This is a genomic window from Streptomyces candidus, from assembly GCF_014207445.1.
Taxonomy (GTDB): Bacteria; Actinomycetota; Actinomycetes; order Streptomycetales; family Streptomycetaceae; genus Streptomyces; species Streptomyces candidus.
This window is the reverse complement of record NZ_JACHEM010000017.1, coordinates 1-24,965: the sequence shown is the minus strand read 5'-3', so window position 1 is coordinate 24,965 and position 24,965 is coordinate 1. Positions and strand designations below refer to the sequence as shown.

Here is a 24,965-nt window from a genome sequence, read left to right as displayed (position 1 = left end):
CTTGTCGGCGACAACGTTCGGTACGTTCGCGTGCAACCTGCTTTTCGCGACCGCGGCAACACAGCAGAGTCCCACAGCGGAGGAGGCGAAGATGGCGCTGAACAAGAAGGGTTCCCGGCGCATAACCGTTGACGGGATCGAGTACCGCTGGCGGATCCGCAGGAAGCCCTCCTACATGCAGGGACTCTGCTGGACACCGCTGACCTATGCGGTTGAGGCGGCCAGCGGCAGCCAGCCGGGCACGACCTTGATCGTCACCAGCGGTCAGGCCCATCCCAGCAACTGGGTGGGCGTCGAGGCGGAGCCCATTCGTCCGGCTCACGTTGTTGCCAGCATTCGAGAGGCACGGGATCAAGGTTGGGATCCAACCCGGGTCGGTTCTCCTTTCCAGCTCGACCGATCCGCAGGATTCATCGTCCAGTCATGAGACAGAGCGGAGTAGGGCGGCGCCTCTGGCCCGGCATCATGGCCTGGTGACCACATGGACGCGCTGCTACTGGGACGAGGAAGACATCTGGTTCTACTTCGAGGTCGACGCCGAAGGCTGGGTGATCCGGCAGGTCGAACTCGAAGGGCCAGAGCTGATCCCAATCGCAGCTGCTTCCCTCGCCGAGTGGCAGCGGGCCCGCGACGCAGGCCGCCTCGGTGATTACGACAGCAGATTCGGGATCACCGCCGAGCTGCCCGTCTCGGAATGGGAAGGCCACGACCCCGAACAACTCACCTTCGAGGAGTTCGAGGACGTCTGGGGCCCTGCCCGTCAGCAGATCGCATCCCGGCCCAGCTGACCTCTCGGCGCCGCACTGGCTTCTTGGCCTCATCGCGACATGACCCCGTCCCTTCCCCGCACCGTCCGAGCCGTCGACACCGCTCAGCTCCTGGACCTGGCCCAGGAGGACGCCTCCGGCTACGGCCTGCGGGTAGCCGTCAGCTGACAGCCTGCAGGCACCGATGGGACGTACGGGAGGTGATGCGGGCGGGAACTGTGAGAAAGAGCCCGCGCGTGCCGTATGGAGGCCACGCGACGGCCTGCGCGGCACCTGCAGCGAGACGGATGCAGGTCTAGCGGCGTGTGACCTGCGAGATGTCACAACTTCCGCTTCATTGCGCACTGTTGGGGGTGCCCCTGTGTATGAGCGGTTGTCAGAGGCCGTTCGGGAAGGAGAGGTTGCGGAATGGACCCAGTGACTGTCGGAGCAGCGGTAACCGTGGCTCTGAGCGTGGTCAGCGGCATCGTGCGGATCGCTCAGCGGAGACTGGCCGCCCGCGTGGAGTTGGCGCGCATCACCGAGACGGGACTGACCGATCGGACGCGCTGTCTGACGGGCTCCGCCGTTACGCCTGCCGGTTCCCGGCCGGGCCTCGGACTGGCGGCACACGAGCGTTGCGGAGGTGACCGCCGTGGAGGACGCGCTCAGCACTGACCTGCCCCCGGTGGAAGTGCTGGAAGCTGCTCCGCCGCTCCCCGGGGTCGAGCTCGCGGGCAGTCTGCACGACGAGCAGTACCCGGCTCTTGTGCGCTTCCTGCTCTTCCAGGGGGCGTCCTGGGCAGAGGCCCAGGACGCAGCGCAGGACGCCTTCACCCAGATGTGCGTCCCCGGCGCCGCGATCACTCACCCGCGCGCCTGGCTGCGCAAGGTGGCCTGGCGGTCCTGGGTGAAACAGCACGTCGTCGAAGATCCGTGTGCGGACATGCCTGAGCCGCCACCCACGCTGCGCTGGCAGACCCCGGCCCAGGCCGCCGAGATCGGGGAGGAGGGCCGTGAGGTGATAGCCCTGCTTCTCCAGCTTCCGGCCAAGCAGCGGGCCGTACTGGCCTGGCATCTGGACGGGTTCACCACAGAGGAGAGCGCCCGCGCCATGGGCACGACCCAGGCTGCGGTGCGGCAGAACCTTGCTCGTGCAAGGGCAGCCCTAAAAGCAGACCTGGGTCTGGAAGGACGCCGCGAAGGCGGAAGGAAGAAGGTGTGATGAGTACCGACTCGCAGGCAGCAGACCCTGGGCAGAACTCCGTGGAAGGCGTCGAAGCCCTGCTGGTGGCAGCTCACCGGCAGTTGGGCATCGCCGTGGCGGACCGCATCAACGCTCAGGGGGGGCCACCCGAACTACGCCCCCCGGACCTTGCTCTCGACCGTCTCCTGGCCGCCACGCACCGGGCCGTGGGCGGCGCTGTCGGCGACCGTCTGTTCCGTGAGACGCATGCCGGACTGGCCGGGCGGGCCTCCGCAACCGAAGGCCGTTCGGCAGCAGAGGAGCTCCTGTGGAGCCGCTCTCCCGCGATCCGGGTGAAGTACCGGGCACAGGCCCTCAGGCTGGCCCATACGTACTGGCCCTTCGATCTGGTTCATGCGCTGCGCGACTGCATCACCGCCTTGCAGGAACTGAGCGGACTACTGGCCGGCAACGCACGGCTGGCCCGCACCCCGGAGCGGGCGGTCGATACGGTGAGGTCGCATCTGGACCGCCTGGCCCGACTGCCGGAACCGGCTCGGGCGCCCGGAGCACTGGCCGGACTCAACTACCTCGATACCATCGAAGCCCTGCTGAGCCACCACACAGGACGCATCCTCACCGGGCTCCAGGAACTCCGGGATCTCCTGGAGGAAGAACTGGCTCCGACGGTCCACTCGCTGGGTGGCCTGGAACACGACTCCCTGTTCGGTGTCGGCGCAGTCGCTCAGGACATGATCGATGACCTGACCCACGACTGCAGCGAGGCAAACGCCCTGGAAGCAGTGGTTGCTGAGGTGGAGCGGGCAAGCAACGACTTTCTCGGGGCGGACCTGAGCAGCGCCAAACTCGACGGAGTAGGCCTGGAAGGCATCCTGTGGGACGTCACGACCATTTGGCCGGAGAACTGGGAGGCACGGGTACGCAAGGCCTCACGTCCCTCCGACGAAGAGCAAGGAGTCCTGGTAGTAGCTGCCGAAGGATGCAGCACCGTTATCCATGCTGAAGCCTGACCAACGACCGCCGCCGGGGGAGACATGCGAATCGGCCTCAACAGTGCTCGGTCCGGCCGCGCGGCGAGGGCGGCCACCGGATTCTTCCGTCCCAAGATCTGCTGCGTCAGGTCCGGGGCGAACAGCTCGACGAACGCCCATCGGTGCCCCTCGGCGGACAGCCAGTAATAGCCGACGCCGAGCTGCTCCGGACGCGGCCGGGCTCGGCGGCCGACCGGCTCTGCCGGCACGCCCGCCCGTACGGCGTTCTGCTGCACCGCGAGAGCCCGGTCGGCGGGCAGAGCACCGTTCGGGGCGGTGCGGTGGGCGCGCCGGTCGGCCGCCGCGAGCCGGCGGCGGAATATGCCGGTCTCCTTCGCGTCCAGAGGCAGGCCCGTTCTACTGTCACGGCGTGTGCGGATCAGTGAGCCGCTGAGGGTCGGCTATGGATTGGTCGCCCACCGAGCGAACTGCCTGCCGGGTTACGTAGGTTGCGTCGAACCCCACCGTCATGGTCCCCGCTCGAGAGCTTGAACGGGTCCGAACACCCGGCCGGACGGCCCTCACATAGCTGCGCCCGCATAACCGCATCGCGTAGCAATCGTTGAGTTGCATATGCCGACTCCTCCTCCGCCGCGGCTACGCGTCACCGTCGGACTCATGATCGTGACCATGACGGCCCTGGGGGCCGGCATCGGCCATGCTCAGCGGCCGTCCGCTGCCGCCCCCGCCGCCCCATGCGCCGACCCCGCAGACCGTGAGACCCGGGGGCGCTCCAGTGTGGACGGCAAGGAACTGCTCTGGGAGGACGACAGCAAGTACAACGACGCCTTGCGGTGGGCGGTGGGCAAGTGGTACCAGAAGTCTGGTGCCCTGAGCAGGGTGCGGATCGCCCCGGACAACGCGTCGTCCGTCAACGACCTCGAATGGCGCGACGAGGCATCCACGCGCAACCATCTGGGCCGGTGGGCTCCCCACCCCGGCGTCGACCACATCTACTTCAACACACGACGGCTCGACAAGGCCCCCTTCAACACACGGGACGCCTGGCGCTCCACCGCGGTGCACGAGCTCGGGCACGCACTCGGCCTGTGCCACAAATCGGACCGGATCCTGTCGATCATGTGGCGGCTCCAGCCCGCCCAGCACCCACTCCAGTCGCCCACCGAGATCGACAAGGCCAACTACCGGAAACTCTGGGGATAACCCATGCAACGCACCTTCACGCTCCTCGTCGGAACCCTGTCCGCCTGCGGCCTGGCCGCAGGAGGCTGGGCGGGCTACACCTGGTGGCAGGGCGACACTTCCTCCCCCCACACCCTCTGCGCCCCCGACCTGTCCCGTCCGGAGTACGTGGCCGCCGCGAGCCAGAACGTCGCGCTCGTCACCGTGACCGGAAAACAGGGCTACGTCGCGGAGGAACGGACCACCCCAGGCGGCGTGCAGACGGTCACAGTCCGCACGGACAAAACCCTGAAGGGCACGCCCCCGCGCACCTTCGCCCTCGGTCAGTCCGTCGACACGAAACCTGACGGCTCCTACACCACCAGCGAAGCTACCAACCGCTACGACCTCCTCCTCCCCGGCCACCAGTACATGGTCGGCTTCTACCTCGGCGGCAGCTACGGCGACGGCTACGCCCTCTACGCGGAAACCACCCCCGAAGCCACTGCGGCCACTGCCACTGCAGCCTGGACGCAGCACATCCGCAGTGGAACAACGCCACCCGAGCCCACCCAGTGCTGAGTGCGACCCGCCGGTACGGACTGAGTGCTCCCTCGGTCACAGCCTTCCTGCTGGATTGAGCGCCCATGTCTGTTCAGAGACGCGCAGGAGAGCACAGTGGGATTCCCACCATCCGATCGGGGCGGAGGAACGGCAGTGCCAGCCTGAGCAGCTACAGCCGGTAGCCCAGGTCGAGGTGGCGGGGTCGGCGGCGTAGCCGACGTCCCCCGCAAAGCCGCTGGAGCGGAGCCTCAGTGGAAGGGGGGGACGCCTGGTGCTTGTGCGGCCGCGCGAATACGCCACGGCGCGTCACCCCTTGCGTTATGAGAGGCGTGGGATTTTCGCCGATTTTCGGATCCGCCGTGGACCGCCCCCATGGGATCTATTCCGTGCCCGCCGTCATGCTGCGCTGGAGCACGAGAGGGCACACGCCGCATCCACATCAGCCGTTCGCTTCGAGGGCGACCAGCGTCATTCCCGGGACGTGATGAGCGGCTTTCCCGTCGCGGCGCGCGTTTGGTCAGGTGACGGAGGCAGGCAACTGCCAGTGTTGGTGCAGTTTGCCGGTATCGCTCGAGCGACGTCGGGGCCGTCTCAGGGGCAGAATTCAGACGATCGGCATATCACTTTGTGCCATTTTGCTGCAACTCACGGTTACCTCCATCAGGCTGTCGCTACACAGAAGAGCCGAGGCGGCTGCGCCTCTGTAGGCGCGCTGGCGGTACTGGGGGAGGGCCTGGTGATTCTGACCATCAACGTCGCGGTGTTGCTCGCCGTCGTCGTGTACTTCCGGCTGCGACGGCGAACGCAGGCCCGCAGCCGCGTCGAGGAACGGAACACCGCGCTGATCGTCCTGGTCCTTGGCATCCTGATCGCGCCCACCCCCGTCGGGCAGGGAATCGCGGACTTCCTGAAGCAGCTCGTACAGAGCGTCACCCAGAGCAGCCAGTGAGCGCCCCCGCCCGCCGACGTCGACCTGCAAGCAACCGGCGTACCGGCTCAAAGCAGCGTCCACGTACGTCCGGTAAGCGGCGTCAGCGTGAGAACGAGCAGCTCATGGGTGTCGTCGTGGCCGGCATCGTGGGTGTGGGCCTGGTGGTGTCGGCCGTCAACTGGCTGCTGGCGAACTGGTGGCTTCTCATCGTCGTCGGCGTACTGGTGGCGGGAGCCGGAAGTGTCTGGCTGTACCAGCGGCAGCAGCGGGCCCGCTGGAACGCCGTACAAGCGCAAGCCCTGCGGTATGCGATGCCGCAGCTGGATGCGCTGCACCACTCCCGGTTCGAGGACGCCGTCCGGGATCTGATGTTCCGCGACGGATGCCGGGACGCGGTCCGCGTGGGCGGCGGCGGGGACCAGGGCGCCGACGTGAAGGCCACCGACCCATACGGCAGGCTGTGGGTCATCCAGTGCAAACACCGGCGCAACGGTCTCGCCGGAGCCGCCGTCGGCACCCCCGACCTCCACGTCCTCAACGGCACCGCACGCCCCGTACACCACGCCGATGTCGCGGTCATCGTGACGAACGGACGGGTGACCGCACCCGCGGTGACCTTCGCCCAGCAGCAACGCCTCCACGTCGTCGACCGCACCACCCTCGCCGCATGGGCCGCCGGAGCGCGCCCCCTGTGGGAACTGCTCCCAGCCGTACCCCGACCGCGTAAACCCGGCACTCTCTCCTGATCACCGTGCACATCGGCTGGCACGGCTGCCCGGCGAGACGGCGGCGGCAGGTTGCCACGCTGCCGGGGTCCGGCATCGTGGTGAGCTGCAGTTGGTGTGATCATCACGGCAGAAGTGATCAAGGGGAGGGTACGTGTCGGTGATATTTCTGGCCGTCAGCGTGGTGATGGCGCTGGTGTTGGGTGTCGTGGGAGTGCTGGCCGTGGTGGCTGACCGTGTCGCTCTTCCCTGGTTGAACAGGGGTGTGAAACGGCCTGGCATGTGGGGTGCTGGCGCCTTGCTGCTGGCAGGAGCTCTCGCGACCGCCCGCATCATGCCCTTCGAAGGCACCACGCTGCTCATGCTGAGCGGTCTCGTCCTGATAGGGCTGGCTCAGGTTCTTGGGAGCCAGAAGGCCCGGGCAGGTTGGGTAGAACCTGTTCTCCATCCTGGTGCGCCATGCTGGCCCTCTCAGGCAAGACCGCAAGACTGAACGCAACCAACTCCGATGCTGAGCACAGCATTCAGAAGGGCACAACCAACCCGGCCTCTCGCAAGCGCAGCAGCGCCCTACCCATGCACTCGGCAACCGAGGCCCCGTCAGCCCGCATCCCACCGTCCAGCGGCCCACCAGAAGCGGCAAACGTCCACGCGGGCCGACCGTCCCGCACGCGCTCCGCGTCGATCCGGATCATGGCACCGACACCCTGCTCTCCGAGCCACTCCAGGATGAGCAGCGTCGCGTCCTCGACACCGCTGTCCAAGTCCACCTTGGGCTGCCGCCGCATTCCCTGAGCCATGGCCAGAACCTTACTCAGGAGGCGGTCGAATCTAGTCACGCGCCTTCGAAGCGGTCAGGACGATAAAGAACCAGCTGAGGGCGGGTCAGTGGGTTGATCCGCCACTGGGCCCCGCGGCGGTGATCGGCGTTGCTGCCGGACGCGGAGTTCGGTGGTGTGGGGTGCGCTGAGGGTGTGGTGGGCGGGGATGATGCGGGCAGCGAGGGTGACGCCGCTGTCGATACGACAGCCGTCTCCGAGAGCGATACCGGGTCCCAGGCTGATGTTGTTGCCGCTCTGGACGTGGTTGCCGGCGGGCTGACCATCTCATCCGAGATCCGCTCCCGGCTCTCTCCGCTGGTCCATGAACTCATTAATTTCCATGGCCGGTATCCGATCGTCCGCTCCCATGGGGACGGCTCGCTGCGCCCGCTGCGCGACCCGGCCATGACCGACGAATAGCCCCCGGCGGCACCCCAGCGTCCACACCTGGGACTGGAGCTGTTCCTGGCCTCGCAGCGCCCGGACCGGTCCATCGCCGAAAACCTAGGGTTCGCCGACCGTCCGTGGCCCAGTCGGCGACTCGGGAGCAGGAGGCTCAGCGGGCCAGCAGGTCCTGGATGGCCTCGGCGATCTCGTCGGGTGTCTCCTCGGCCATGAAGTGCCCCGCTCGGGTCAGCCGGTGGTCCAGGTCCGGCGCCCACGCCTTCCATACCGCAGCAGCGTCGTAGCCCAGCTGCGCGCCCCAGTCCTGCTGGACGACCGTCACGGGCATGGCCAGCTGCGACCCGGCGTCCAGGTCCGCTTGGTCGTGCGTGACGTCCATGCCCGCCGAGGCCCGGTAGTCCGCGACGATCGACGTCACCGCCGCGGCGCTCGCCCGCAGGTACTCGGCACGGACATCGTCCGGTATGGCGATCGGGTCGTTGGCCCAGGCGTCGAGGAACGAGCCGAAGAACGCGTCCGCGCTGTTGGCGATCATCGCCTCCGGCAGACCTGGCGGCTGCGCCATGAGGAAGAGGTGGTAGCCGACCGCCGCCGAGGCGCCGCGCAGGACGTTCCACATGTCGAGCGTCGGCACGATGTCGAGGATGCCCAGGTGCGTGATGGTCTCGGGGTGGTCCAGCCCCGCCCGGAAGGCGACCAGGGCGCCCCGGTCGTGGCCGACGAGGGCGAAGCGCTCGTGGCCGAGGGCCGCCGCCAGAGTCACGACGTCGGCGGCCATGGTGCGCTTGGCGTACACATCGGGACCGGTGACCGCCGGCTTGTCGCTGGCGCCATAGCCACGCAGGTCAGGACAGATCACCGTGTGCCCGTCGGCGAGCCGCTCGGCGACATGTCGCCACATCAGGTGGGTCTGGGGGAAACCGTGCAACAGCACGACCGGACTGCCGCTGCCGCCGACAGCGGCAGACAGCTCCACACCGTCCGCACCGGGCAGGCGGATGTGATCGAAGCCGGGAATGGTGAGCGTCATGAAGGGCCGTCTTTTCGGGTGGGAGACTGACCGGATCAGCCTGGGCGACGGCGATCAGCAGTCGATCAGTACGGTTGGGCGCAGCCGACCCCTGGCACAGAGGATGGGGGCATGCGAATCGACGTGCTCGGTGCCGTGCGGGCCTTCCGCGACGACGGCAGTCCGGTTGACCTGGGCGGACCCCGCCATCGCGAAGTACTCGCCCGGCTCGTCGTCGCCGAGGGACGCATGGTCACCACCGACAGCCTTGTCGACGACCTGTGGACCGACCCGCCGGCCCGCGCCGTGGGCGCCTTGCGTACGTTCGTCGCCGCGCTGCGCCGCGCCCTCGAACCTCACCGGCCGCCCCGCGATCCGCCGCGCGTACTCGTCACCGAAGGTCCCGGCTACGCGCTGCGCCTGCCGCGTGAGGACGTGGACGTCCACCGGTTCCAGGACACCCTGGCCCGAGCCCGGCGCGACCCCGACGCGGTGACCGACCTCGGCAGGGTACTCGCGGACTGGCGTGGATCCGCCTACGCCGATGTGACCGGCTCCGCATGGGCGCAGCGGGAGCGGGCCCGACTGGAGGAGCTGAGGTTGGAGGGGGCGGAACTGCGCGCCCGCATCCTCCTCGACTCCGGGGAAGGGGCCGATCTCGTCGCCGAACTTGGTGCCCACGTTGCTGAACATCCGTGGCGCGAGCCGACGTGGGGGCTGCTTGCCCGCGCGCTCTACCGCGCGGGCCGCCAGGCCGACGCGCTGGCCACCCTCCGCCGCGCCCGCGTGATGCTCGTTGATCAACTCGGGCTCGACCCTGGTGCCGACCTCCAACGCCTGGAGACGGACATCCTCAACGGGTACGTGCCCCCCGAAGGCGCACGTACCGCATGGACCGGCCATGGGGTCCGTCTCGGTCCGCGCACCACCGTGGATCTGGCCCGCACCCTCGCACTGGCGGGGGGCGACGCCCTCGTCCACTCGCGGCGCGACCGCCTCGCCGCCGTCCAGGCGGCGGAACGCACGGGAGACCTCTCCCTGACCGCCCGGATCATCGGCGCCTACGACGTGCCCGCCCTCTGGAGCCGGGCCGACGACCCCGCGCAGTCCCGCGCCGTCGTCGCGGCTGCCGAGCGCACGCTCAGCGCGCTCGACCCCGACAGCCCCGCCGACCTGCCCGCCCGCCTGCTGGCCACGGTCGCCGTCGAGAGCCGCAGCGCCGATCTGTCTAGGACCGAGTTGCAGCGCGCGCAGCAGGCAGCACGGCAGGCGGAGGCGCTGGCACGGGACCTGGCCGATCCCGCCCTGCTGGCGTTCGCCCTGAACGGGGTATTCCTGCAGTCTTTCACCCGCCCCGGGCTCGCGGCGGTACGGGACCGGATCGGCGCCGAGATCCTCGACCTGGCCACCCGGCACGAGCTGCCGAACTTCGCTGTACTCGGCCGACTCGTCCGCCTGCAATCCGCCTCGGCCCTCGGCGACCTCAACGCCGCAACCTCGCACGCCAAGGCAGCCGAACAGCTCGCCGCTACCACCGAGGCGCCCCTCGTCTCCGTCCTCACCGGGTGGTTCCGGGCGCGGGCCACGGCCGCCCGCAGCGCCGAACCCGGCGGACCGACCGCCGCCACGGCGGCAGCGCACTACCGCGCTGCCGAGGACGCCCTCCAGGCGGCCGGAATGCCGGGGCTGCACCGGGGCCTGTTCCCGCTCGCCCTACTGGGGCTGCGCCTGCTGCACGACCGGCCCGCGCCCACCGACCCTCACCTCGACTGGGGCCCGTACCGACCCTGGGGGCGCCCCCTCGTGCTGCTCGCCCAGGACCGAGTCGAGGAGGCCCGTGCCGCCCTCAACGCGGTGCCCGAGCCACCGCGTGACCACATGCAGGAGGCGCTGTGGTGCCTGACCGCCCGCGCTGCCGTACGCCTCGGCGAGCGCGGAATCGCCGCACGCGCCGGAGCTGCCCTGCGCGATGCCCGTGCCGAGCACGCCGGCGCCGCCAGCGGAATGCTGACCCTGGGCCCGGTGGCGCGCTACCTGGCTGAGGCGGAGGCATGCGCCGGAGCGGGGCAAGCGACCGAAATACGCGAACCCCGAGCTCGTGCGCGCCCGCCCCACGGCCCCGGCCTGATCAGGTCCCCAGGGCTCAGAGGGCGTCCATCGCCGCCGCCAGGCGGTCGGTGACGGCCTCGGGGTCGCACGTGGTGATCCCGAAGAAGCTCACCGCGCCGCCCACACGCCGTGGTGGCCGAACTCGCCGACAACAGCCCGCTGACCACCACGGTGCGCCTGGATGCCGTCGCGGCCGCACAGGTCGGCGCGGCCGTCGCCGACCGCCTCACCCCTGCCGGGCACACCACCGACGGGCGGGTGATTCACCAGGTGTCCGACGGCCCGATTGCCGAATTCCACGTGGTCAGCGGGCGCCACCCCAGCATCCGCTTCGTGCGGCTGCGGCACGGGGACTGACGGCCGCCCTCACCTCCTGCCTTGTCGCTCCTTTCGCACTCGGGGACTCCACTCGCTACGCTTCGAACAAGCATTCGAAAACGGTCAGGCGCACCCCGCAAGGAAGGAGCTCCCATGCAAAACCACCGCTCCATCCTTCGCGTCCACTTCCACCTCCAGCACGGGTCCGCGAGCCAAGAGCAGTACGAGGACCTCCTGGAGCTCCTGCAGAGCTTTACTCCCTGGGTGCAGCCGTTGCCGCAGGACTACAGCGCGGAGCTCGACATCACCGGGGCGCTGCGGCATTTCGACAAGGACGCCGCCGCACTCACGGCAATGATCCAGATGCGGGTGGCCGGACTGCACGGCATTCCCACCAGCATCGGCGCAGGCCCCACCCGGCTGATCGCCTCGATGGCCGCCGACCTCACCGCACCCGGCCGCACCACCTTGATCGCTCCCGACGAGGTCGAGTCGTTCCTGCGGCCCCGCCCTGCCGCCGCCCTGCCCGGGATCGGCCCCTCTACCGCCCGAACCCTCACCCGGTACGGACTGCACACCATCGGCGCCCTCGCCGACACCCCGCTGCTCACCCTCCAGCGCATCCTGGGCACCGCCACCGGACGCCTCCTGCACGAGCGCGCCCACGGCATCGACCCCCGCCCCGTAGCACCCGGCGAACTGGCCAAATCGATCAGCGCCCGCCGCGACTTCCCTCACGACACCCTCGCGCCCGCCGCCCAGCGCAAGGCACTCCTGGAACTCACGGAGGAACTTGGGCTGCGCCTGCGCACCACCCGCCAGGTCGCCGGCACCCTCTCGGTGACCGTCCAGTACGCGGACCGGAGCACCACCACCCGCAGCCGCACCCTTCCCGAGCCCACCCAGCACAGCCGGACGCTGGCCGCCACCGCCTACGAGATCCACACCCTGCTCGGACTCCAGCGGGCCCGCGTACGCGCCCTCACCCTCCGCGCCGAAGCACTGGCCCCTGTCACCGACGCCTCCTACCAGCTCACCTTCGACCCCGTCGACGACAATGCCCGCACCGTCGAGGCAGTCGCCGACCGCCTCCGCGCCCGCTTCGGCAACACGGCCCTGGTACCCGCCTCCCTCGCGGTACCGGACCGCACCCGCTCACCACGCGCACGCGCAGCCGCACCCCGTCCGCACCCTGCACCGGGCTCTGCCGCGGCACGGACCGCAACCGCCCTCGAACACACCGGACCCGCACAGCTCCAGGAACTGCCATGAACATGAACGCGACTCCCACCCCCTACACGGGCTACGAGGATGCATTCGCCTCGCTCGCCGCCACCCAGCGCGGACGCCCACCGGCCAGCGTGGTCCCACTGCTGCGCCGGGCCGCAAACCGAGCGCTCCTCGAGTTCACCGAGAACGACCTCCAGGAGCAGGCCGCAGCCATCAGCTCCGGCGCCTTGTACGGGCTGCGAGTCGCTGTCAACTGACGCACGCAGGTCGAAGAACAGGAATCTGCTGTCGCCCGCTACCTGACGGGTACGGGTACGGGTACGTATCCTGCTGGCACCGGAAGGAGTTTCCCCATGTCTGATGCCAACGTCCGGATCCCCGAGGAAGCCAAGGACCGGCTCGCCGCGATCGCGGCCGCCGAAGGACTATCGCTGCGCGCCTACCTGGCCCGCCTCGCCGACACCCTCCTCACCCCGCAGGAACGCGCCGACCGCGCGGCCGCCGCCCGGATCGCACTCCAGGAGTGGAACGGGTACGCCCCCACCAAAATCGAGGAGCAGAACCTCGACAACGAGCTCGACCGGCGTCTCGCCCAGGCGCAGCCCCGGTGAGCGGGGCGATGCACATCGTCCTGGACGAGAGCGCGATGGCCGCTATCGGCCAGGGCAACGTGCTGGCCTCCCGGCTCATCCACCGCGCCCATGCCGAAGCCGACTGGTTCCTCTACGCCCCGGCCTGCGCCCTCGTCGAAGCCGACCGGGCCCGCCCCGGTACTGCCGAGCACTTGGCCGCAATGCCCGGGATCACCGTCCTGGACCTCGACCTGACCGCCGCGCTGGCCGTCGCCCAACAGGAGACGTGGGCGCCCGCACACAGCCAGTACGCCGCGCAACCCACCCCCGACCGACCCGACGGAGCGGTCATCGCCACTACCACCCCGAAGCGGTGGGAGAGCGAGGCGGTCCGCGTCCTGGACCTCACCCCGTAGCGGGCACACCAGGCCTTCGGCGCTCCGAGTGCTACCTCTACCTACCCGCGATCGGCTGCGTGATCACTGGCGTGACTCCGAGGACGTCGTGCTGCACAATTCGTGCCGCCAAGCCCTGGCCCCCCTGCACCAAATACCAGAACTGCTCGACGGCTCCGCGGTGAGCCAGGTCCTGGCCCGAGCACTGTCCTGCGCCAGTGTGTTGCGCAGGACAGGTGTGTTCCCTTTGCCTGGCGGGCGGGCTACGGTCGGCCTGTTCAAGATCGACAAGAGGGCGGGCCATGAACGACAGCGCCATCCACTTAGGCGTCACGCCCGCGCGCGATGATGCGGACCTCCTGACGCTCCGCCAGCGGGCCGTCCTGGACTGCATCACCGCTTCGATACGCACCCGGGGCTACTCGCCGTCGATGCGCGAGATAGGCAAGACGGTGGGCCTGTCCTCCACCACCTCGGTCGCCCACCATCTGAGGGAACTGGAACGCAAGGGCTTCCTGCACCGCGACCCCCACCGCCCGCGCGCCTGCGCTCTCACAGCCCGCGCACTGGCTCTCGTCAGCGACCCGCAGCCCACCGCTTTCGCCAGCCACCTCGCGCAGCACGTCGAGGAAGACCAGCAGCAGCCCGCGGTGGCCTGGGTCCCGCTGATCACCCGGTTCACTGTCGATGCACCGCACCAGAGCGGACCGCAGGGCCAGGAGATGCTGCCCATGCCGCGCCGTGTGGTGGGGGAGGGGGAGCTCTTCGCAGTGACGATGCGCGGCCAGAGCATGAACGAGGCGCAGATATGCGATGGTGACGTGCTCACCGTGCGGCGTCAGCGCATTGCCGCACACAACGACATCGTCGCCGCCCTGCTGGACGACGACGACGGCGAAGCCACCGTGAGGAAGCTGCAGATCGCAGACGGCAGATTATGGCTGATGCCATGCAGCCCCGCCTTCGACCCCATCCCGGTGAAGAGCAGCACGGCGATCCTCGGGAAAGTCGTCGCAGTGCTGCGCCCACTGTGACACCAACCATCCCTTCCTTGCCTTGCGTGAGGTCGCCCTGCTGTCCGCATGCAGCTGTTCCGGCACCTGGCCGCGCACCTTCCGAGGATGGCTTCTGACGGCGAAGTGACGCCAGCTCAACCGCGCCGCACACATGCCCTTCTGCAAATTGCCTCCCCTGCCGGACCTGGCCAAAGCTGTGCCCCAAGCTGGACGGCCACGCTACGGAGGGGTGGAAGTGCGCAGCGAGGGAGCTCCAACGTCCTGCCGGGCACTGTTCGCACCTCAGCACCCTGAGCAACGCAGACATATGCCTGCCTTCTCTGAAGCAAACGGTCACGTGCCGTCAGGGAAAGGTACAGGCCAGATTCTCCGGTGAAATCTCCGCTTCCTCCGCCAAAACCTTCATCCCCTTCAGGAGATGTCCTGCCATTTCACCCTCAATCGGAGGGGCTTATTCCTGCGTGCATGTGTTCGCTTCTTCGGGGTATCTCAGGCTTCTCTGTGTGCGGAGTGTGTGACTGTGTGCGCCTCCGGTGGCCATTCGGGGCTAGCGGTAAGTGACTTTCCATGGGGGGAAGTTGATGCAGAAGCACACCCATGCCCGCACGCAGATACGGGCAAGACGGTCAGTGGTCGTGGCGTTGTCCGTGCTGGCTCTGGGCGCCACCACGCTGCCGGCGATGGCTGATCCGGTGGAGCCGCCGCCGATGCCTGCGAACTCCGTATGGGGCAAGGACGCACCCAAGCTCCCGATACCGCCGGTGAAGGTGGGCTCGAACAAGGCCGTCGCCCCGGAGCCGGAGGCGGCGCCGTCGAAGGACCGGGCAGCCTGGCGCGCTGCACAGGAGCAGCGCGCGCAGTCGTCGCAGAAGGCCCGCCTGGCGGCGCCGGCGGCACCCTTGCTGGCAGAGGTGCCCAAGGGGCAGGGTGCGGTGCCCTGGCACAAGATCTCCGACATCCGGGTCACGGACTCCCTTGTCGCGAGGGTGAATCACTCGACCGGCAACCTGATGCTCGCGGGTACGGACTTCGACGTGCCGGGTGTCGGCCAGAGCCTGCAGCTGACCCGGACCTACAACTCGATGGACGCGCCGTGGGGCAAGGTCTCGCAGCGCTGGTGGCAGGGCTGGGAACGGTACGCGCAGATCACCGACACCGAAGTCGTGGTCTACGACGCCACGGGTGAGTCCCTGAGTTTCGTGAAGAAGGCGGACGGGACGTACACGACCCCGGCCGGGTACTCCAAGGACCTGGCGAAGAACGCGGACGGCACGTACACGCTGACCGACCGCAAGTCGGGTTCGAAGGACACGTACAACGCGGGCGGCACCCTCACCAAGGTCACCGACCGCAACAACGGCACGATCACCGTCACGCAGCACGACTCCGGCCCCGAGCACAAGGGCTTCAAGCTGACCGAGACCCGCTCGGGCCGCTCGGTGGACCTGGTGAAGACGGACGCGTCGCAGTGGCAGGCCAAGGACCACACCGGCCGCACCGCCGTCTTCGACCTCAACGCCGCCGGTGACCTGGCCAGGACCACCGACACGGCCGGCAAGTCCACGGCCTTCGGCTACGACTCCTCGCGCCGCCTGACCCGGATCACCACCCCGGACGGCCGGGTCACCAACTTCGGCTACGACGCCCAGAACCGCCTCACCTCCATGCAGCGGGCCACCGCCTTCAACGGCAACGCCCACACGGGCCCGACCCACACCTACGCGTACGAGGCCGGGAAGACGAAGGTCACCGACCCCGAACAGCACACCACCACCTACGAGCTGAACAAGGACGGCGGCGTCACCAAGACCATCGACGCCCTGGGCCACTCGCGCTCCACGACCTACGACGCGAATCACAACGTCAAGACCGCCACCGACGCCATGGGCACCGGCACGACGCCCGGCAACGAGACGGTCTACGGATGGGACGCCCGCAACAACCCCACCTCGTCCAAGCTCCCCACCGGCGCCACCGCGCTCGCCGGGGGGTACACGACGAAATCCGGCATGGACCTGCCCGGCAACCAGGAAATGCCCGACGGCGAGAAGACCAACTACACCTACGACGCAGCCGGCAACACCGAATCCGTAGCGGTGACCGGTACGGGCGGTGGCACGGAGAAGTTCACGTACAACAAGGCGACCCCGACGTGCGGCGGGTTCGAGGGCCAGCGGTGCACGCTGACCGACGCCCGCGGCAAGGTGACCAGGTTCCAGTACGACGCCAAGGGCAACCTGATCGAGGTCACCCCGCCCGCACCGCTGGGCAAGACCACGTACACCTACGACGGGTCCGGCCGCATCGAGACGATGGTCGACGGCCGGGGCGTGAACGCGGTCTACAAGTACGACAGCCGTGACCGCATCACGGAGGTGTCCTCCTCCACCACGACGGTCACCTACGTCTACGACGGCGACGGCAACCTCTCGCAGCGCACGGACGACGCCGGTCTGATCAAGTACGCCTTCGACCCGCTGTCCCGCGAGACGATCCGCACCCTCCAGAACGGCTCCCAGACCGAGCTGACCTACACCCCGGCCGGAAACGTCGACACCTACAAGGACCCCTCCGGCCTCACCGACTACACTTACGACGCGGCCAACCGTCTTACCGCGTTGAAGGAACCGTCGGGCAAGACGACGACGTACGCCTACAACGCCAACGACGTCCGTACGAAGACCACTTACCCGGGCGGCACGGTCCAGGAGGTCACCCCGGACAAGTCCGGCCGCCCCACCACCATCAAGGCGACCTCACCCAAGGGAACCCTGACGAACACCTCCTACACCTACACCTACGGTGCGGGCAAGGACGGGACGAAGATCCGTACCGCCACCGACGGCGTGATGGGTCTGAAGAAGACCTACGAGTACGACAGCGCGGGCCGCTTCTCCTACTCCGAGGAGATGAAGGGCACCACCCTCGCCGCGTCCTACCAGTACTGCTACGACCCGGCAGGCAACCTCACCTCCCAGGGCTCGACGAAGGGCTGCCCCTCCGGCATCGCCCTCACCTACAACGACGCCTCCCAGCTCATCTCCCGCGCCGGCTCCACCGCAGGATGGGGCTACGACAAGGCGGGCAACGAAACCGACGGTGCCAGCGGCGCCGAACGCGCCCGCACCGGCGGCATCTGGTCCGACCACTCCCAGCAGACCTCGGTCACCGTCGCGGGCAAGAAGTACGTGGGCCTCTACGGCTCCACCGACCAGTCCGAGCGCCTCTACTACGGTGACACCACCCTGCACAACGGCCCCCTGGGCCTGGCCGGCAAGACCGACCCGACCGGCGACATGCGATTCAACCGGGAAGCTTCGGGCACCCTCAACTCCATGACGACCGGCGGCAAGTCGTACTACTACCTCACCGACGCACTGGGCTCCGTCCTGGCCATGGCCGACGAGACCGGCACCAAGGTGAACGAATACCGCTACAGCCCCCGCGGCGTCGACGGCACCTTCACCGAAAAGGTCCCCCAGCCCTACCGCTTCGCCGGCGGCTACCAGGACCCGACGGGCCTCTACCACCTCGAGGCCCGCTACTACGACCCGCGCATCGGACGCTTCACCAGCCCCGACCCCTCCGGTCTGGAGAAGAACCCGTACCTGTATGCCAAGGGCGACCCTGTCAACCTCGTTGACCCGCAAGGCACCGACGCGTGTGACAACAAGGTCTTTCGCCTGGCTGCTGGGCCTGCACTGTGCGGCGACGAAAAGACCCGGAAGATTATTGGAAAGGCAGCTGGTGGAGTAGCTGCCGGTACTGGTGGCTGCGCAGCGATAGCAGCCGGCTCGGGCAATGTGCCCGTTGGCGTGGCATGTGGCGCTGTTTCTGCTGCTTCAGGAGCCGTCGCGTACATCACCACACTGCGCGACTAGTCAGTTCGACTCTCTCAAAACGGAGTTACCTTGTCCCGTACAGGATGGATAGTGCTCGGAGGTTTCAGCCTCGTGCTGTGCCTGTTGCTCTTGATCGGCCCGGGTGGAAAGTCCTCGATCACCTATGTGACGGCGGTGTCTGCTGCCATCGTCACTTTCGTTTGCGCGGCTCAGGTAATGAGGTCCGGCAAGAGAGAGTGAGCATGATGTTCGAGTTCCGGCGGGCTACCGGCATCCTGGCCTAGGTGAAGCCTTCTACTGCGCGATGCGCAGTAGAAGGCTTCTACTCGGTTCCGCCCTCGCCTCGCGGACGAGACCGGCACCAAGGTGAACGAATACCGCTACAGCCCCCGCGGCGTCGACGGCACCTTCACCGAAAAGGTCCCCCAGCCCTACCGCTTCGCGGGCGGCTACCAGGACCCGACGGGCCTGTACCACCTCAAGGCGCGGTACTACGACCCGCGCATCGGTCGCTTCACCAGCCCCGACCCTTCCGGCCAGGAGCAGAACCCGTATCTGTACGCCGAAGGCGACCCCGTCAACAAAATCGACCCGTCAGGGCTGGCGACCGGAAACATCGGCATCGAAGCCTGTTTCGGAATCTGCATCGGCATTGGCCTGAAGGGTGATGGCAAAGAACTGCACCCGACCGTGTCCTTCGGCGCAGGATCGCCTGGAGTCGACGGTGGTTTCACCGCAGACAGCGGAGACACGGACAGCGGCTGGTCAGCCCAGGGCAGCTGCGGTGTAGGGCCCGTAGTGGGCACCGTCAGCAGGGACGCCGGGGGGTGGGACGGCGGTGGTGGAGTCGGCACTGCTTGGAGCACAGGTAAATGCTCAGCCACAGTAGAATACGTAGGATCAAGAGACCTCATGAACCGATACTGAAGGACACCATATGGACCGCTTGCTCGGCATTTTCCTCGCGATCTTTGGCGCTTGCTTTGCCATCTTTTCGGGGCGATTCACCCGAGGAAGCGTAGCGAGCTCTAAGGAGATATTCGGGATCACCGGCGGCAAGCCGATGAAGGTTTTCAGTCGGATCATGTTCATCCTCGTAGGTTCCATCATGGCAATCGCTGGATTGCTCATGGCGGTCGGCGTCATTTGAGGCGGTGGCGACACGGCCAGAGGTGCACCGACGGGCGATGAGACACGGGGCCAGGCAGACACTCTCTGCCCGGCCCCGTGTCGCTGCTAGGTCCCGCCTAGTCAATTTTTACGCGTCCGCCCCAGCGAAAGGGATAACCTGAAAACCTCAGGCCCCGTTACCACGACCCCCACATCGGACGCTTCTCCAAATCGGCCCCCGCCGGCCTGGAGACAGCGAATTATCTGATCGAGGAGTGCGAGCTGTGCGAAACGGCGATGATCAAACAAGGCTCATCATCGCTATCATTCTGCTATTGGCTTCAGGTCCCTTTGTGATCCCCTCAGTGCAATGGGGAACGCTGGATATGTTGTGGCTCGTGGCGTGGGCGGTGGTAGTGGGGCTTGTCGCATACCCGCTTGCCTTCATATGGCAGCGCACAACGAAAAATAGGCGCAAAGAGGAAGGTTTGTAGAAAGATTTCCTACGGCAGTGGAGTCGATCTATCTGCAATCTGACGCTCTCTGGGTGCGCAGCACTCGGTAATTGTTTCGCGTGCCCGCCCCGGCTCCGGCCGGGGCGGGCACGCGCAATTGCGTCGGCATGCATGCAGAAAATCAGGCGTCCTGTAATCGGTGCACGTACCCCAGCGCATCTTGCGCCGGGCGGATATCGACGGAGGACAAAACCCGGACCGGGCGTCGACGGTCACCGGCTCGATATCCGCTTTTACGTCTCGTTCAAGTGTGCGCGGCGGGCGTTGACCAGGGTGTGCCAGCGGGTACGGGCGCGCTCGGGGCCGTCGATCCATCGCGTGGGGGAGGCTTCCTCAGGGGGCAGGTCGGCCATGAAGGCGGCGATGTCGCTGTAGTAGGCGAAGTCGTCGCCGCGGGTGTTGTCTCGCAGCCGGGCGATCGTCGCTGCCACTTGGTCTTGGTCGTTGCGGACGGCGTAGTGGAAGGCGAGGGCGAGGTCCAGGGCGAGTTCGGTGTACGTCACGCCTGCTGCGGTGATTTCGGCGCGCAGTACCTGAGCGCGGTGGTCGATGTCGGCGTCGGTGCGGCCGGCGTCGCGCGCGAGCGCTGCGATGTGGGTGATCAGGGTGGTGGCGCGCAGGTCCACGCCCGCCAGGAGATGCTCAGCGAGGGCGAGTTCGTTGTCAGCGACGGATGGGTCAGTGAAGGCGAGGGCGAAGGCGCGGTGGGCCTGGCTGTTGCCGCGTTCTCCGGTGACGCCGTGGTTTTCGGCTTCGTCGCGGGCTGCGGCGTACGCGGTGGCGGCTCGGTCCATGTCGCCGTGGGGCCACCAGATGTCGCCTTGGACGCGGTGGTGGCGGCCGTTCCAGCCCAGGGTGCGGGCGGTGGTGAGGGCGGTGGGAAAGTCGCCGGCCATGCGGGCGAGATGGGCGAGTCCGCGTCGGGCGGCGGGAGCGAGGCGGCCCTGGCCGTCGGCGACGGCCTGCATGCCGGTGCGGGAGGCGGGGCTGTTCCCGAGGTCGCGGTGGGCCTTGGCCCGGTAGTACAGGGCCATGTGGTGCAGGTCGTCGGGGAGCAGCTGGCTGTCGATGACCGCGGTGAGGCGGGCGACGGTGTGCGAGCGGTGCTGGTGTTGCCGCCGGGCGAGGGTGCTGAGGAGTTCGACCAGGGCGTCGGCGGCCGTCTCCAGCCGTGCCGGGCCGGGCCTGTGCGGGGCGGGCGGGGCGAGCGGCTCCCATACGGAGTCGCCGACGTACGCCCAGGCTCCGTCGGCGAGCCAGCCGAGGTCGAGGTGGAAGTCCCGGGCCAGGGCGAGGCCTTGGCGCAGGGCGCCGACCAGAAGCCGGCGGCCGCCGGGTCCGGTGTGGGCCTGCCACTGGGTGCCCAGCGAGGTGAGGGCGCGGTCGGCGGCTTGTGTCCAGTCGGTGGGGGTCCAGGTGTCGTCGGTGGCGTCGGGGGCGGTGCGCAGGGTGGTGCGGATCAGGGCGTGCAGGTAGTAGGGCCACAGGCCGAAGGGGTTGTCGCGGACGAAGGGCCGCTCGATGAGCCGGCGGGCAGCGCCCTCGTGTGTGAGGCCGGCGGTGGTGACGACGAGTTCGGTGTCGAAGGCGTCGAAGAGGGATGCGGCTCGCAGGACGTGCCGTTCTTCGGGGGTGAGGTCCTGGAGGGTGCGGGTGATGAGGGCGGGGAAGCCGCCGTCGAAGTCGGCCGGGACCGGGATGCGGCCGGTGCGGCGGATCTCCAGTACCCGCATTACCGCCAGGTCGAGGTACAGCGGCAGCCCGTGCGAGCGCGCGGCGATCTCCGCCCGCAGCCCCGCGGGGAGGAGCGGTTGCCCGCTGGGGGTGGTGAGGCGGCGGGCGAGGTAGTCCTCGCAGTCCTCGGCACTGAAGTCCCCGACCAGGATCTGCCGTCCCCGGGAGGTCCCCGTGGCGGGGCGGGGGAGGGGGATGTCGTGGGCGGCGAGGCCGGGCCAGGCGTGGGGACCGGTGAAGTCGAGCTGACCTTCGAGGGCGGGCTCCGCCCACTGCAGCCGGGAGCGCCCGGTGATCACGAAGAAGCTGTTGGGCATCAGCCACACCAGTCGCTGGAGCAGGCGTTCCAGGTCGCGGTGGGTGCGGTCGCCGACGTCCTCGAAGGTGTCGAGGAGGATGACCGGCAGCACGCGCTTGTCGGCGGGGAGCTGGGCGAGCTCGAAGGCCAGCAGGTGCGGGTAGTAGGAGAGGGCGTCCAGGTCGGCTTCCGCCTCCAGGAGGTCGGCGAGCCGGGCACACCCAGCCAGGGCCTGTACGGACTGGCGGCGTTCGCGCAGCGCACTGACCAGGGATCCGGTGACCTGGCCGACGACGGTGCCGACCGTGCCGGGCAGCAGCAGCGCCTGGGCGACGTCGGAGAGCGCGGACTGCATCTGCTGCGGCAGGTTCTTCCCGAACCTGGTGGTAAGGGTGCTGCGCTGCAGGTATTCCTCCAGCGGCTCCCCGGGGTGCTGACGCTCCCAGTAGCGGCGCAGGGCGATGTCGAAGGCGGGCAGCGGGTGCCCGAGTTCGGCGAGCGCGAGACGGATCGTGAGGATGACGTGCTCGAAGTCGGTGCCGGCGGAGCGGGCGAGGTCGATCCGCACCGGCCAGATCCGCCATCCCGCGGGCCAGACGGGCGCGCCCCACTGCGCCGGGCGGTCCGTCGTGTCCTTCAGGGTGCTCTCCAGCTTGCGGGAGAGCACCGTCTTGCCGATGCCGCCGACGCCGTGGAAGGCCAGGAGATTACGGCGGGGTGCTTCGAAGTCGTCGATGCGGAAGCCGGGCTGAGCCAGCTGCTGCAGGTGCTCGGTGAGCGCGGCCGCGACCAGCTGCCACTGGCCCTCCCGGTTCGTGAACGCCTCCCCGGCCGTGACGCCTCGGTCGTTCGACCCGAACAGTGCCCGTAAGTCCCGCCCCGCCATACCCACCCCCGCGCGTGATCACCGGCCACCAACCTATGTGCACGGGGGCCCGGTTGGGCAGAGGAGGCGTAACGGCACGCACCCGCCAGGTGCGTAGAGGACCGGGCCTGGCCAGCGTTGCCTTGGTGGGCTTGGCCCCGGCCACCCAAAATGATCTTTCATTCCCGATGTGAAGGCGGACCCCATGAACGACCCGACCCCCCACGACCCCGCGCCCGCATCCGGTTCCCCGGAGCCGCGGCCGGTCAGTCACGAGGCCGCCCTTGAGCTCGTGGGCCAGGTCATCGCCTGGTACCGGCGGCAGATCCAGGCAGAGCGCCGGGCGCCGGAACCCGATCAGGAACGTCTCGCCGCTCTGGCCGCTGGTGAGCGGGAGGCAGCCAAGGACGAAACGGCCCTTGAAGACGCTCCCGAGGGCGCCGACGCCGCCCAGATCAGCCGCATTGCCGCCCGCTACGCCGCTCTCTTGGAAGAGCTCACCGGGCAGTAGCCCACCGCGAGCGGCACCGCATGCTCTGCCTCGGGCACGGCGGCCAGCGGTGTGCCCACGGCGTGCAGGCGACGGGCCCCGGGCAGCAGCAGGCGGGCGAGTTGGAGGGTTTCCTCCAACTCGCCCCGGTACCGGGGAAGCAGGCTCCACAGCTCACCGTGAAGGTCGAGGAAGACCTTCGCCTCGTCCTGGGTGTACGGGCGCAGCCGCTCCTGGACCAGCATCCGTACCCCGTCCGCAGGGCGGTCCCACCGTCCGTCCGGGGCCCGGGTGTTGTGGTGCACCACGCTGCCATCGCGCCGTACGACCTGCACGAGGTCCACCAGCGGACCCGCGCCGTCGTGTTCGGCGGCCGCGAGGGCGTCAGTGACAGCCGCGAAGCAGCGGTCGTGCCCGGCCGTGCTGGTGAAACGGGCGGGCATGCCGCCGCGGCTGACCTCCGCGTACCGGGCGGCAGTGCCCTGACGGCTGTCGGCCGCCCGCACCGCAAGCACCACCAACTCCACCCGGTACCCCGCCCGGCGGCACCGCGCGGCCCCCTCGAGGAACCGCCCGGCACTGCCTGGCGCGATCTCGATGACCATGTCGCCGGACCGTTCCCGCACCCACGCTTCGGCGCGCTCCTGCCAGGCCGTGTAGTCGGGGCGGATCCGGGCCCCGGCGGTCCGCGGCTCGCCCTGGAGTAATTCCAGGTAGTCCGGGTGCCGCGTCTTGAACCGTTCGCCCACGACGCGCACCGGACGCCGACCCTGTTCCCGCAGTTCCCGCAGCACCCCACGGGCGGCCCGCGTCTTGCCTGCCCCGGGCTGTCCCATCACGTACACCACCCGCGGCCGCTCCTGAGTGAGGACGTCATCCAGATAGCCCGGCACGATCAGCTCCGTGAAAGTCCAGTCGTGTTCGGCGGGGGACAGCCGGTGGTAGTCAACCCCGGGCGCACGCCGGGTCGGCTGCGCGATCCGGCGCAGGGGTTCGGCCAGCGCCGCCGCCCTGGCGACGTCGCGCTGCACCGCCAGACGGCTGTCCTCCGGGATCCCCGCCGTGTGCACACGCCGCTCCGTACGGGCGAGACCCGAAAGGAACTGGCCCGTCTCGCGGGCCGTCCAGGGCCGCTCCCGCTCAGCAACCACCGCCCGCGCCGCACCCGGCCGGCGCCGCCAGGTGCCGCCGGTGAGGGAGTTGTCGTACAGCACCGCACCGTCACGCCGTACCACCGTCACCCGCCCGACCAGCTGCTCCTCCTCGACCACCGCCAGGTTCTCCAGCAGCCGCTGCGCACAGGTGTCGTGGTTGTCCCAGGACACATACCGCCCACCCGACCCCTCCATCGCGCCGTCCAGGAACCGGTCCAGGATGCCCGCCTGACTCAGCGCCAGCGGAGCCGCCACCGCGACCAGCTCAAGGCGCGCGCCGTCCTGACGGGCGGCGGCCGCGGCCGCCCGGAGCTCCTCCACCTCCGCCAGGGCCGTCTCGATCACCACGTCATACCCCCGGGCGCGCGCCTGGGCGGCGAGCTGCTCCTGCCACCGGCGTATGTCGGCCCGGACCCGCACCCCGGCGGTGCGAACGTCGTCGGCGAGAAAACCGGCGTACTGCGGGTGCAGGCTCTTGTAGAGATCGCTGCTGATACGGACCGCCCCACCTCGCCGGTCCAAGGCCTCCTGCACCAGGTCCGCGACCGCGGTCTTCCCGCTGCCGGGCGGTCCGGCGACGAACACGCGGACCGGCCGGTCCTGACGGGCGGCCGCCGCGGTCCAGGTCGGCAGAATGCGCCGGAAGGCGTCGTCCTGGACGAAGGGAACCTGTTCCCCCACTGAAGCTCCTAGCCGTAGTCGTGCGGTGATCGGTGCGGTACGCGGCGGACCTGGCCCGCTCAGCGGGCAACAACG

General features: G+C 68.8%; 23 protein-coding genes and 1 pseudogene. 20 read left to right on the top strand and 4 right to left on the bottom strand.

Annotated features, from left to right (window positions below; genetic code table 11):
* The first annotated feature begins 91 nt into the window (after positions 1–91).
* The 8 genes from HNQ79_RS27380 to HNQ79_RS27345 all read left to right on the top strand — a co-directional run bounded on the left by HNQ79_RS27380 (position 92) and on the right by HNQ79_RS27345 (position 6,347).
* Positions 92–427, top strand: coding sequence for a hypothetical protein (locus tag HNQ79_RS27380; protein WP_185035553.1), 336 nt, complete (start codon positions 92–94; stop codon positions 425–427).
* Between the two features lie 46 nt (positions 428–473).
* Entirely contained in the window at positions 474–788 is a 315-nt protein-coding gene (locus HNQ79_RS27375) for a hypothetical protein (protein ID WP_185035552.1), read from the top strand.
* 604 nt (positions 789–1,392) lie between these two features.
* Entirely contained in the window at positions 1,393–1,971 is a 579-nt protein-coding gene (locus tag HNQ79_RS27370; protein WP_229923741.1) for an RNA polymerase sigma factor, read from the top strand.
* Positions 1,971–2,963 carry a hypothetical protein gene (locus HNQ79_RS27365; protein WP_221508216.1) on the top strand — a complete coding sequence of 331 codons (993 nt, stop codon included), beginning with the start codon at positions 1,971–1,973 and terminating at the stop codon, positions 2,961–2,963. Before HNQ79_RS27370 ends, HNQ79_RS27365 begins: the two co-directional genes overlap by 1 nt.
* 639 nt (positions 2,964–3,602) lie before the next feature.
* Entirely contained in the window at positions 3,603–4,148 is a 546-nt protein-coding gene (locus tag HNQ79_RS27360) for a matrixin family metalloprotease (protein ID WP_185035550.1), read from the top strand.
* Positions 4,149–4,151: 3 nt separating this feature from the next.
* Complete coding sequence (locus HNQ79_RS27355) at positions 4,152–4,688, top strand: hypothetical protein (RefSeq protein WP_185035549.1); 537 nt, start codon at positions 4,152–4,154, stop codon at positions 4,686–4,688.
* A gap of 721 nt (positions 4,689–5,409) precedes the next feature.
* The gene (locus HNQ79_RS27350) at positions 5,410–5,619 is read left to right on the top strand and encodes a hypothetical protein (RefSeq protein ID WP_185035622.1); all 210 of its coding nucleotides are present in this window, start codon (positions 5,410–5,412) and stop codon (positions 5,617–5,619) included.
* 104 nt (positions 5,620–5,723) lie between these two features.
* The gene (locus HNQ79_RS27345) at positions 5,724–6,347 is read left to right on the top strand and encodes a restriction endonuclease (protein WP_185035548.1); all 624 of its coding nucleotides are present in this window, start codon (positions 5,724–5,726) and stop codon (positions 6,345–6,347) included.
* Positions 6,348–6,850: 503 nt separating this feature from the next.
* On the opposite strand, the gene HNQ79_RS27340 is transcribed toward HNQ79_RS27345, so the two are convergent.
* On the bottom strand, positions 6,851–7,126 hold the full coding sequence (locus HNQ79_RS27340; RefSeq protein ID WP_221508215.1) for a hypothetical protein: 276 nt from the start codon (positions 7,124–7,126) through the stop codon (positions 6,851–6,853).
* A 129-nt stretch (positions 7,127–7,255) separates the two neighbouring features.
* Between HNQ79_RS27340 and HNQ79_RS27335 the strand changes: the two genes are divergently transcribed.
* Positions 7,256–7,567: a hypothetical protein gene (locus HNQ79_RS27335; protein WP_185035547.1), complete on the top strand. Its 312-nt coding sequence runs from the start codon at positions 7,256–7,258 to the stop codon at positions 7,565–7,567.
* Positions 7,568–7,703: 136 nt separating this feature from the next.
* On the opposite strand, the gene HNQ79_RS27330 is transcribed toward HNQ79_RS27335, so the two are convergent.
* Positions 7,704–8,582: an alpha/beta fold hydrolase gene (locus HNQ79_RS27330; protein WP_185035546.1), complete on the bottom strand. Its 879-nt coding sequence runs from the start codon at positions 8,580–8,582 to the stop codon at positions 7,704–7,706.
* Positions 8,583–8,693: 111 nt separating this feature from the next.
* Between HNQ79_RS27330 and HNQ79_RS27325 the strand changes: the two genes are divergently transcribed.
* The 10 genes and pseudogenes from HNQ79_RS27325 to HNQ79_RS27280 all read left to right on the top strand — a co-directional run bounded on the left by HNQ79_RS27325 (position 8,694) and on the right by HNQ79_RS27280 (position 19,193).
* Positions 8,694–10,742, top strand: coding sequence for an AfsR/SARP family transcriptional regulator (locus tag HNQ79_RS27325; protein ID WP_185035545.1), 2,049 nt, complete (start codon positions 8,694–8,696; stop codon positions 10,740–10,742).
* 60 nt (positions 10,743–10,802) lie between these two features.
* The gene (locus tag HNQ79_RS27320) at positions 10,803–11,027 is read left to right on the top strand and encodes a hypothetical protein (RefSeq protein ID WP_185035544.1); all 225 of its coding nucleotides are present in this window, start codon (positions 10,803–10,805) and stop codon (positions 11,025–11,027) included.
* Positions 11,028–11,141: 114 nt separating this feature from the next.
* Complete coding sequence (locus tag HNQ79_RS27315) at positions 11,142–12,260, top strand: DNA polymerase Y family protein (RefSeq protein ID WP_185035543.1); 1,119 nt, start codon at positions 11,142–11,144, stop codon at positions 12,258–12,260.
* On the top strand, positions 12,257–12,475 hold the full coding sequence (locus HNQ79_RS27310) for a hypothetical protein (RefSeq protein ID WP_185035542.1): 219 nt from the start codon (positions 12,257–12,259) through the stop codon (positions 12,473–12,475). Before HNQ79_RS27315 ends, HNQ79_RS27310 begins: the two co-directional genes overlap by 4 nt.
* A 96-nt stretch (positions 12,476–12,571) precedes the next feature.
* Positions 12,572–12,829 carry a hypothetical protein gene (locus tag HNQ79_RS27305; RefSeq protein WP_185035541.1) on the top strand — a complete coding sequence of 86 codons (258 nt, stop codon included), beginning with the start codon at positions 12,572–12,574 and terminating at the stop codon, positions 12,827–12,829.
* 8 nt (positions 12,830–12,837) lie between these two features.
* A complete protein-coding gene (locus HNQ79_RS27300) occupies positions 12,838–13,206 on the top strand; it encodes a PIN domain-containing protein (protein ID WP_185035620.1) in 369 nt (122 codons plus the stop codon).
* 281 nt (positions 13,207–13,487) lie between these two features.
* The gene (gene lexA, locus HNQ79_RS27295; RefSeq protein WP_185035540.1) at positions 13,488–14,219 is read left to right on the top strand and encodes a transcriptional repressor LexA; all 732 of its coding nucleotides are present in this window, start codon (positions 13,488–13,490) and stop codon (positions 14,217–14,219) included.
* A gap of 563 nt (positions 14,220–14,782) precedes the next feature.
* Positions 14,783–18,082 (top strand): RHS repeat-associated core domain-containing protein, encoded by a 3,300-nt coding sequence (locus tag HNQ79_RS27290; protein WP_229923740.1) that lies wholly within the window; start codon positions 14,783–14,785, stop codon positions 18,080–18,082.
* Between the two features lie 303 nt (positions 18,083–18,385).
* A pseudogene (locus HNQ79_RS27285) lies at positions 18,386–18,970 on the top strand (RHS repeat-associated core domain-containing protein); the annotation flags it as partial.
* Between the two features lie 10 nt (positions 18,971–18,980).
* On the top strand, positions 18,981–19,193 hold the full coding sequence (locus HNQ79_RS27280) for a hypothetical protein (RefSeq protein ID WP_185035538.1): 213 nt from the start codon (positions 18,981–18,983) through the stop codon (positions 19,191–19,193).
* 708 nt (positions 19,194–19,901) lie between these two features.
* Here HNQ79_RS27280 and HNQ79_RS27275 read toward each other — a convergent pair.
* A complete protein-coding gene (locus HNQ79_RS27275; protein ID WP_185035537.1) occupies positions 19,902–22,586 on the bottom strand; it encodes an ATP/GTP-binding protein in 2,685 nt (894 codons plus the stop codon).
* A gap of 184 nt (positions 22,587–22,770) precedes the next feature.
* Between HNQ79_RS27275 and HNQ79_RS27270 the strand changes: the two genes are divergently transcribed.
* Positions 22,771–23,076: a hypothetical protein gene (locus tag HNQ79_RS27270; protein ID WP_185035536.1), complete on the top strand. Its 306-nt coding sequence runs from the start codon at positions 22,771–22,773 to the stop codon at positions 23,074–23,076.
* Here HNQ79_RS27270 and HNQ79_RS27265 read toward each other — a convergent pair.
* Positions 23,040–24,890, bottom strand: coding sequence for a zeta toxin family protein (locus tag HNQ79_RS27265; RefSeq protein WP_185035535.1), 1,851 nt, complete (start codon positions 24,888–24,890; stop codon positions 23,040–23,042). The two genes, HNQ79_RS27270 and HNQ79_RS27265, sit on opposite strands and share 37 nt — an antisense overlap.
* Positions 24,891–24,965: the final 75 nt, after the last annotated feature.

Bases quoted from the DNA above. Each gene is read 5' to 3' on its own strand.
- HNQ79_RS27380 (WP_185035553.1), top strand. From the start codon at position 92: ATGGCGCTGAACAAGAAGGGTTCCCGGCGCATAACCGTTGACGGGATC.
- HNQ79_RS27365 (WP_221508216.1), top strand. From the start codon at position 1,971: ATGAGTACCGACTCGCAGGCAGCAGACCCTGGGCAGAACTCCGTGGAA.
- HNQ79_RS27360 (WP_185035550.1), top strand. From the start codon at position 3,603: ATGATCGTGACCATGACGGCCCTGGGGGCCGGCATCGGCCATGCTCAG.
- HNQ79_RS27355 (WP_185035549.1), top strand. From the start codon at position 4,152: ATGCAACGCACCTTCACGCTCCTCGTCGGAACCCTGTCCGCCTGCGGC.
- HNQ79_RS27345 (WP_185035548.1), top strand. From the start codon at position 5,724: ATGGGTGTCGTCGTGGCCGGCATCGTGGGTGTGGGCCTGGTGGTGTCG.
- HNQ79_RS27340 (WP_221508215.1), bottom strand. From the start codon at position 7,126: ATGGCTCAGGGAATGCGGCGGCAGCCCAAGGTGGACTTGGACAGCGGT.
- HNQ79_RS27330 (WP_185035546.1), bottom strand. From the start codon at position 8,582: ATGACGCTCACCATTCCCGGCTTCGATCACATCCGCCTGCCCGGTGCG.
- HNQ79_RS27325 (WP_185035545.1), top strand. From the start codon at position 8,694: ATGCGAATCGACGTGCTCGGTGCCGTGCGGGCCTTCCGCGACGACGGC.
- HNQ79_RS27315 (WP_185035543.1), top strand. From the start codon at position 11,142: ATGCAAAACCACCGCTCCATCCTTCGCGTCCACTTCCACCTCCAGCAC.
- HNQ79_RS27310 (WP_185035542.1), top strand. From the start codon at position 12,257: ATGAACATGAACGCGACTCCCACCCCCTACACGGGCTACGAGGATGCA.
- HNQ79_RS27305 (WP_185035541.1), top strand. From the start codon at position 12,572: ATGTCTGATGCCAACGTCCGGATCCCCGAGGAAGCCAAGGACCGGCTC.
- HNQ79_RS27300 (WP_185035620.1), top strand. From the start codon at position 12,838: ATGCACATCGTCCTGGACGAGAGCGCGATGGCCGCTATCGGCCAGGGC.
- lexA (WP_185035540.1), top strand. From the start codon at position 13,488: ATGAACGACAGCGCCATCCACTTAGGCGTCACGCCCGCGCGCGATGAT.
- HNQ79_RS27290 (WP_229923740.1), top strand. From the start codon at position 14,783: ATGCAGAAGCACACCCATGCCCGCACGCAGATACGGGCAAGACGGTCA.
- HNQ79_RS27280 (WP_185035538.1), top strand. From the start codon at position 18,981: ATGGACCGCTTGCTCGGCATTTTCCTCGCGATCTTTGGCGCTTGCTTT.
- HNQ79_RS27275 (WP_185035537.1), bottom strand. From the start codon at position 22,586: ATGGCGGGGCGGGACTTACGGGCACTGTTCGGGTCGAACGACCGAGGC.
- HNQ79_RS27270 (WP_185035536.1), top strand. From the start codon at position 22,771: ATGAACGACCCGACCCCCCACGACCCCGCGCCCGCATCCGGTTCCCCG.